We start from the raw sequence: 7729 nt of genomic DNA, 5'->3' as shown, positions 1-7729 counted from the left end.
TGTTTCTCGCAAGAAAAATTTAAAAAAATTTTGAAACTTTTTTTTCGTTTCCTTTTTCTAATTTTTCCTCCAGTTTCTCAAAGAGCTTCCGTGTTTTGCGGGGTGCAAATGTAAAAGCATTTTTCAAATCTCACAAGCTTTTTCTAATCTTTTTTTTCGAAAATTTCTTTTTGTTTGATCAGTCGGCTTGTCAGTATTTCAGGGAACGTCTTTCGTTGTTGCGGGTGCAAAAGTACACAACAATTCCAGTTACGCAAGCCTTTTTGCAAACTATTTTCAATCTTTTTTTCAATTATTCCTTAACTCTCTGATAACACAACTTTTACAATTCATTATTTTTTGAAACATTGTCAGGTTTTTCTACAGTCCTTTGCTTTTTCTTTATTTTACCCCACTTCCCTATCCCGTTTTTGAGGAATTTTTATGTTTTACAGTTGTTTTGGCTGGTTTTGCCGCGAAGGCACTAAGATACAAAGTCTGGTTTTTATGCCGTTTTATTAATCTCGCAAAGCCGCAGAGGCGCTAAGTTTCTATTTTCGGGATGTTTTTCTTCTGGAAACTTATGCCCTAGCCCCGATAGAAGCGGAAATCCTTTTATTTTGGGGTTCAAAATAAAAGATTGAAGCGGATAGCGGGATTAAGCTCCTTATAAAAATAAATTCCAAATTTTTTAAAATCCAAATTCCAAACTAAAAGGCTTCGACTTCCCTCAGCAGGACATTACTATATATAATAGATACACGTTGCGCATAAGACGCACTGCTGTGTCTCTACAGAAAATTGGGACGCAATTATAATATTATACATAATATATGTATAAAAAATAAACCCGACAGGTTTTGAAATTTCTTGTTTTATTGAATCAATCGAAGCGAATTGCTTTTACCGGAGAGATTTTCGTTATTATATAGGACGGAATTAATAATACTAAGAAGCATACCGTAATGGTTAGTAAATTCAACAGGACTATATAACCCCAATTTAAATATACGGGAGCTTGGTTAACATAGTAGTTTTCGGGATTCAGATGGATGATTCCGAATTGCTGTTGAATTAACAGCAGTGTAATTCCAATTAAGTTACCCCAAAACAATCCTCGAACGATTAGGTAGAATGCATTGTATAGAAAAACTTTGCGGACTGTCCAGTTATTTGCTCCTAATGCTTTTAGGATTCCAATCATTTGTGTGCGTTCTAAAATGAGAACCAACAATGCGACTACCATATTAATTGTAGCAACTAGAATCATTATGGCAAGGATTACAATTATATTGAAATCGAAAAGCTGAAGCCAATCAAAAATATAACTGTACTTTTCTGTAATTGTTTTTGTATCGAGATTTGATGAGATTTGTTCGTAAATCTGATTTCCTGTTTCTTTAATAGTTGTAAAGTCTTTTACAAAAACTTCAAAAGCTCCAACTTGGTCTGGAGTCCATTTGTTGATTCGCTGAATATGACGAATATCTCCTATTATATATGTAGCGTCGAAATCCTGGAATCCTGAACTAAAAATTCCTGCGATTTTAAATCGGCGGCTGTTTGGCAGTTTTCCTTGTTCTTCTTTTATAAAGAAGGTGTTAAAACTGTCACCTAATTTTAAATTCAGTCGATCTGCAAGAAATCTTGAGATGATAACTTCTTCGGTTAGTGTTTTTGAAAAATCAGGCAGTTTACCTTCTACTAAATATTCTTTTATATTGTTCCAATTATAATCTGCTCCTACTCCTTTAAAAACAATTCCTTCAAAAGCGTTTTCTGTTCTAATTATTCCAGCTTTGCTTGCGACTGCCTGAATATGGCTTACTTCTGGAACCGATTTGAAATTTGGATAAAAATCTTGTTTTTTCGAAATTGGAATTAGAGTTATCTCTGAATTATTATTGTCGTAATTCGAAATAATAATCTGACCGTTGAAAGCAGAAACTTTTTCGCGTATTTTTTGTTGCAACCCAATTCCAGTTGCGACAGAAACCATCATCATAATTATACCAATTGCAATTGCCGAAATAGCAATTTTAATAATTGGTGCCGATATACTGCTTTTGTAATCTTTTGCAGTGATGAGTCTTTTTGCTATAAAGTATTCTAGATTCAATTTAGGGTTCTGTTATGATTTATATTTCTCGTTTCTTCTTCGATCAGATTATTCAAAAATACATTTTAAAAAGCGAAATGTATAATCTTAAAGTAACAATGCTCTTTAAACGCTTAAAGTGGTAATTTCTTTTTCATTTCTTCTACTATATTATAAGCGGCGGGACAAATTGCAACATTTTTTAAAGTCAGATCTGCAATTTGATGGAACTTTTTGCGATCTGTATGCGGAAACTCCCGGCAGGCTTTTGGTCTTACGTCATAAATCATACAATAATTCTCGCTATCTAAAAAAGTACAAGGAACGCTTTTCAAAACATAATCTTTATCTTCATCGATACGCAGATATTGGTCAATAAATTGCTGTGGTTTTTGCCTGAAAGATTTTGATATCCTTTCAATATCTGCCAAAGTAAATAGTGGCCCAGTTGTTTTACAGCAATTGGCGCATTGTAAACAGTCCGTTTTTTTAAATTCGGCGTCATGCAAGTCTTGCATAACGTAATCTAAATTCTTTGGTTGTTTCTTTTTCAGCTTATCAAAATACTTTTTGTTTTCGATATGCTTATCTTTGGCTAACTTATTTAAGTTATTTAAAATCTGTTTCAAGTTTAATATTTAAAGTTGAGCTGCAAAATTAAACAACTTTAAACTTGAAACCTTAAACTTTGAACTAAATTACGATGAAAGATCTTTTTGGGAAAGCGATGTATGATTTCCAAACTAATAATTCGCCCGAAAATATTATTACCGAAACTTCAATTTCTGAAGAAGATGAAATGAGTGTTGAATATTTATTTCGTTCTTATGATGAAATGCCGAAAATTGAACAAAAGGCTTTACAATTAGCAATAGGAAAAACTTTAGATGTTGGATGTGGAGCCGGAAGTCACAGTTTGTCTTTACAAAATGATCGTAATTTAGATGTTACTTCAATAGATATTTCTGAAAAAGCAATTGAAACTTGCAAGCTTCGCGGATTAAAAAATGCTAAAGTTGAAAATATATTAGATTTTGAAGGAGAAAAATTTGATACGATTATTTTACTGATGAACGGAACCGGTATTTTTGGGAAATTAGAAAACTGCAATACGTATTTATCAAAACTAAAATCGCTTTTGAATTTAGGCGGGCAAATTTTAATTGACAGTTCTGATATTATTTATATGTTTGACGAAGATGAAGATGGCGGAAAATGGATTCCGTCTGAAACAGAGTATTATGGGGAGCTTACTTTTACTATATCGTACAAAGGAGAAAAAGAAGAAACTTTTGATTGGTTGTATCTAGATTATAATACACTGCAGAATGCCGCAATTGCAAACGGATTAAAATGTGAATTAGTTACGGAAGGTGATCATTATGATTATCTGGCACGACTTTCAATATAAATATTTTTTAATCATGGAAAATTTAGATTTAGAAAAATTAAAATACCCTATAGGAAAATTTGAAGTTCCTAAAGAATTCACGTCTAAATATATTTTAGATAAGATTGAAGAAATTTCGACTTTTCCAGAAAGACTAAAAAAGGAAGTTACTCCTCTTAATGATGAGCAATTAGACACTCCGTATCGTCCAGAAGGCTGGACGGTTCGACAAGTAATTCATCATTGCGCCGAAAGCCACATGAATTGTTACATTAGATTAAAGTGGGCTTTAACGGAAAACAATCCGATTATAAAACCTTATGATGAAAAATTGTGGTCTGAACTGCCGGATAATTTAACGATGCCAATCGCTCCAACACTAAATTTATTAGAAGGATTGCATTTTAGATTATCTTATATAATGAGAAATTTATCTGAAGTTGATTTAGAAAGGTCATTTATTCATCCTGAAAATAATTCTGAATATCGAATTCAACAAATTATTGGGATGTATGCCTGGCATGGAAATCATCATCTTGCACAGATTGTCAATTTAAAGAATCAGAAAAACTGGAAATAATAAAATGTTTCTTTTTTATACAGTGTGTATTTATTACATAAAAAAACCTCTTCTTAAGTTAGAAGAGGTTTTTTTTATGATTTAAGGTATATTTAAATACTTATGTGTTTGAAGTGAAACTCTCCATTTCGGATTATTCATTACATAATCAACAATCAGTGGAGTCATTTCTTCTTTTTTACTCCATTCTGGCTGAAGAAATAAAATAGCATTATCATTAACTAATTCTGCTTGTTCTTCTGCAAAAATAAAATCGTGCTTATTATAAATAATTACTTTTAATTCATGCGCGTTAGCGTAGACATCTGGTGTTGGTAGTTTGTTTTTCTTTGGCGAAAGACAAATCCAATCCCAAGTTCCAGATAACGGATAGGCTCCAGAAGTTTCGATATGAACTTTTAAGTTTTTATCTTTTAATTGCTGTGTCAACAAAGTCATATCCCATGTAAGCGGCTCTCCGCCGGTAACTACAACTGTATTTGCATAACTTGAAGCATTATTTACAATTACATCAATATTTGTTGGCGGATGCAGTTCTGCATTCCAGCTCTCTTTCACATCACACCAGTGACACCCAACATCACATCCTCCAATTCTAATGAAGTAAGCAGCAGTTCCAGTATGAAAACCTTCGCCCTGAATGGTATAAAATTCTTCCATCAAAGGCAGCATTGCTCCTTTGTTTACTTCTAATTGTATTTCTTTTGGTAACATTATTTTAATTTAATGTGCAAAGATAGTCAATTAATTATGGAACAAAAAAACCGATAGTTCAAAGCGAACTATCGGTTTTAATAAATTAGTTTAAAACTATATTATTTTAAAGCTTTCACAGATTGTGAAGCGTATGTATTTGCTGGATCTAAAACTAAAGTTTTATTGAAATATTCAATTGCTTTTGCTTTGTCAGTGTTTGCATAACTTGCTCCAATACTGTTGTAAGCTTCTACGATTTTTTTAACTGTAGCTGGTTTTGCTAATTCTTCAGCACCTTTTGCAGTAGTTTTAGCAACGTATTCTTCGTAGTTTTTGATAATTAAATCATCTTTCTCTAACAAGTTATTGATTCTTCCTTTGTATAAGTAAGCTTCGTCATAAGTTGGAGATGCAACTAAAATTCTATCAAAAGCAGCATCTGCTTTAGCTAACTGAGTAGCATCTGCAACAGCTCCGCCAGTTTTATTAGCATTTGCATAGTAAACAGAAATACCGTAATAAACGTTATCATCTAAGTAATTCTTAGAATCTTTGTTGTTCGCACCAAATTCAAAGATAGAAGCAGCTTGAGCAAATTGTTTTTTACCAAATAAAGCTTTTCCTAAATCATTAAGTTCTTCAACTACTAATGGCTCTAATTCGATTGCTTTTTTGATATCTGCAAGACCAGCGTCAAATGAAGCCTGATCTACAGCACCTTCAGCATTTGTACCTTTTTTAATTTTAGATAAACCTAAATATAAATAATCTCTACCAATTACTTTATTTGTTGGAGTTTTGATATAGTCTTCGATAGATTTAATAGCTACATCAACGTTTCCGTTTTCGTAAGCTGCGTAACCTAAATATCTAAAGATTCTAGGATTTACTTTATCTTCAGCAATCATTTTGTTTGCTACAGTTTCTAAACTCTTGTAATCTTTTACCAAGATCAAGAAATCTGCGTGACGCATTTTAGAATCTAAAGAGTAATCTGTTAAGCTTAGGTATTTTTCGTAGTTTGTAATCGCATTTTGCAAATTAACTTTAGCTGTAGAAGGTTTGTTTCTTCCCCATTTGTAATATGTTTCAGCTAATTCTCTGTAAACTGGACCGTAATTTGGATTTATAGCAATAACTTCATTGAAAGATTTAATAGCTTCATCATAAGATTTTGCTCCTTTTAATAAAACACCTAATTGCATTTTTGCTCTTAAAAGAGTTGGATCTGCTGTAAAAGCATCACGGTAAGCTTTGTAAGCATCATTTTGATTGTTAGCTCCGTAATATGCATCTCCAATTGTTAAAAGTGCATTTGCATTTTGCGGCTCTATTAATAAAGCTTTTTTCAAACTTGCAACTGCATTTGTATAATCAGGATTTACAGAGTTCATGTAAGCTTTACCAATGTAAACGAATTCCTCTATATCTTTACGTTTAATATCTTTTGTAGCTAAAGCAAAGTTAGCTTGTGCGCTAGCAACATTTTTATTATCAAGATCGATTTGACCTAAACCAATATAGTTTAAGTTTTTCTTATCTGATGCTTCAATTCCGTTTAAGTAATAGATTTTAGCAGAATCAACAACACTTTGGTTTAAGTAAATATTACCTAAAACAAAATTAGCTTCTCCATCTGAAGGCTTAGCTTTGATGATTGATTTAAGTAATGATTTTGCTTTTTGAAACTGTTCAGCATCGATTGCCTTTTTTGCTTCTTTAATATCTTGCGCACTTGCAACAGAAGCTGTAGCAATCATAGCAAGACTAAAAATTTTAAATTTATTCATCTTTATAGTCATTAATTTATTCGTTATTTTTTAAAATTTCATTTCTAATCTGAAGTTTTCTTCCCGGAGTTCTTACCGGAAGTAATCCAGATTTCAAAACTATTCGCTGTCCGATTTCTCCTGCAACGAACGAAGCAAACCCCGTTCCTAATCCAGAATAACCCTGACAATTAATTATAAACAAATCACGTGCCAAAGGATATTTTACCTCTGCAAGATCATTTTGTGTAGGACTATAATACTTATTATCGTTTAATCCTTTTACACTTAGAACATTTATTTTCTTTACAACATCAACCATATTTGGCGATGGCTGTACTAACCAATTTACACCTACAACGCCAATCATTCCATCATTTTCTGAAACGAATTTAATTACTTCGTCATTTGTTTTAAAAGAGAACACACCTTGTGTTGGAAGATCTTTTACTTTTGCCAGTTCTTTCATATATCGAACCGTACTAGAGTTTGGATTATCAAAAACAAGACCTTTAATCCCTGTATTGGGTTTTCCCTGCATAAAATCAATTACCGTTTTCAACGCAATTAATGTATCATTATTGCTTTTGTTTGAAATTAATGCAATTGCATCTTTCGCAAAAGGCGTAATCCTTGGATTGATATTGTTTTTTTCAAAACGCTGTACTTCTTCTTTCGTAAGATTTCGAGCAGTTACCACTACTTTTGCTTTCTGATTTACTAAATCATTTATTAACTCAGCTTCAGATTTTGGTTTAACAGTAATCTTAGCTTCGTAATATGTTCCTTCAAAAACAGCAATTTGATCATCAATAATTGGCTTTACAGTTTCATCAACTGTAATATCAATTGATCCTTTTAAAATTGTTTCTTTTGTATCATTCTTGCTTTTTTGGTTACACATGGCAAACAAAAAAACAAGAAGAACCACTCCCACAATTTTACTATATTTTAACATATTTAGTCCTTATTAGAATTAATTAATCTAAGAAAACGTATTGCTGAATATACAATCAACAACCCACCAAAAGCATATCTGTATTTAGGTTGCATATCTAAAGGAAGTTTTTCCCAAAACATAATCATTAAACCCAGCACAAGATATATTAAAAAAAACAGTATTCCTAAAACAAGAAGAAATCGCTCTTTGAGCGATTTCTTCTGAATATTATTAAGCATATCTTTTAACATTATTCTGCAGATTGAATAGTAATAGG

General features: G+C 32.0%; 8 protein-coding genes. 2 read left to right on the top strand and 6 right to left on the bottom strand.

Annotated elements, in window-relative coordinates:
• Positions 1 to 862: 862 nt before the first annotated feature.
• Both B3C18_RS21760 and B3C18_RS21755 read right to left on the bottom strand, forming a co-directional pair.
• On the bottom strand, positions 863 to 2098 hold the full coding sequence (locus B3C18_RS21760; RefSeq protein WP_291151725.1) for an ABC transporter permease: 1236 nt from the start codon (positions 2096 to 2098) through the stop codon (positions 863 to 865).
• A 113-nt stretch (positions 2099 to 2211) separates the two neighbouring features.
• Positions 2212 to 2706, bottom strand: a complete 495-nt coding sequence (locus B3C18_RS21755) for a YkgJ family cysteine cluster protein (protein WP_053472553.1) — start codon at positions 2704 to 2706, stop codon at positions 2212 to 2214.
• Between the two features lie 74 nt (positions 2707 to 2780).
• Here B3C18_RS21755 and B3C18_RS21750 point away from each other — a divergent pair, with 74 nt between their 5' ends.
• Together B3C18_RS21750 and B3C18_RS21745 are read left to right on the top strand one after the other, a co-directional pair.
• Positions 2781 to 3488: a class I SAM-dependent methyltransferase gene (locus B3C18_RS21750; protein ID WP_291151720.1), complete on the top strand. Its 708-nt coding sequence runs from the start codon at positions 2781 to 2783 to the stop codon at positions 3486 to 3488.
• Positions 3489 to 3501: 13 nt separating this feature from the next.
• Positions 3502 to 4047: a YfiT family bacillithiol transferase gene (locus B3C18_RS21745; RefSeq protein ID WP_291151718.1), complete on the top strand. Its 546-nt coding sequence runs from the start codon at positions 3502 to 3504 to the stop codon at positions 4045 to 4047.
• Positions 4048 to 4128: 81 nt separating this feature from the next.
• On the opposite strand, the gene B3C18_RS21740 is transcribed toward B3C18_RS21745, so the two are convergent.
• The 4 genes from B3C18_RS21740 to B3C18_RS21725 form a co-directional block, all read right to left on the bottom strand.
• Entirely contained in the window at positions 4129 to 4761 is a 633-nt protein-coding gene (locus tag B3C18_RS21740) for a 7-carboxy-7-deazaguanine synthase QueE (RefSeq protein WP_073410564.1), read from the bottom strand.
• Positions 4762 to 4862: 101 nt separating this feature from the next.
• On the bottom strand, positions 4863 to 6533 hold the full coding sequence (locus B3C18_RS21735) for a tetratricopeptide repeat protein (protein WP_291151714.1): 1671 nt from the start codon (positions 6531 to 6533) through the stop codon (positions 4863 to 4865).
• Positions 6534 to 6549: 16 nt separating this feature from the next.
• Positions 6550 to 7470 (bottom strand): PstS family phosphate ABC transporter substrate-binding protein, encoded by a 921-nt coding sequence (locus B3C18_RS21730; RefSeq protein WP_291151711.1) that lies wholly within the window; start codon positions 7468 to 7470, stop codon positions 6550 to 6552.
• A 2-nt stretch (positions 7471 to 7472) separates the two neighbouring features.
• On the bottom strand, positions 7473 to 7703 hold the full coding sequence (locus B3C18_RS21725) for a hypothetical protein (protein WP_291151730.1): 231 nt from the start codon (positions 7701 to 7703) through the stop codon (positions 7473 to 7475).
• Positions 7704 to 7729: the final 26 nt, after the last annotated feature.

The sequence above is a fragment of the Flavobacterium sp. UBA7680 genome (genome assembly GCF_002482975.1).
In the GTDB taxonomy this organism is placed as follows: domain Bacteria; phylum Bacteroidota; class Bacteroidia; order Flavobacteriales; family Flavobacteriaceae; genus Flavobacterium.
The sequence above is the reverse complement of the archived record's forward strand: the minus strand, read 5'-3'. Positions and strand labels throughout refer to the sequence as shown.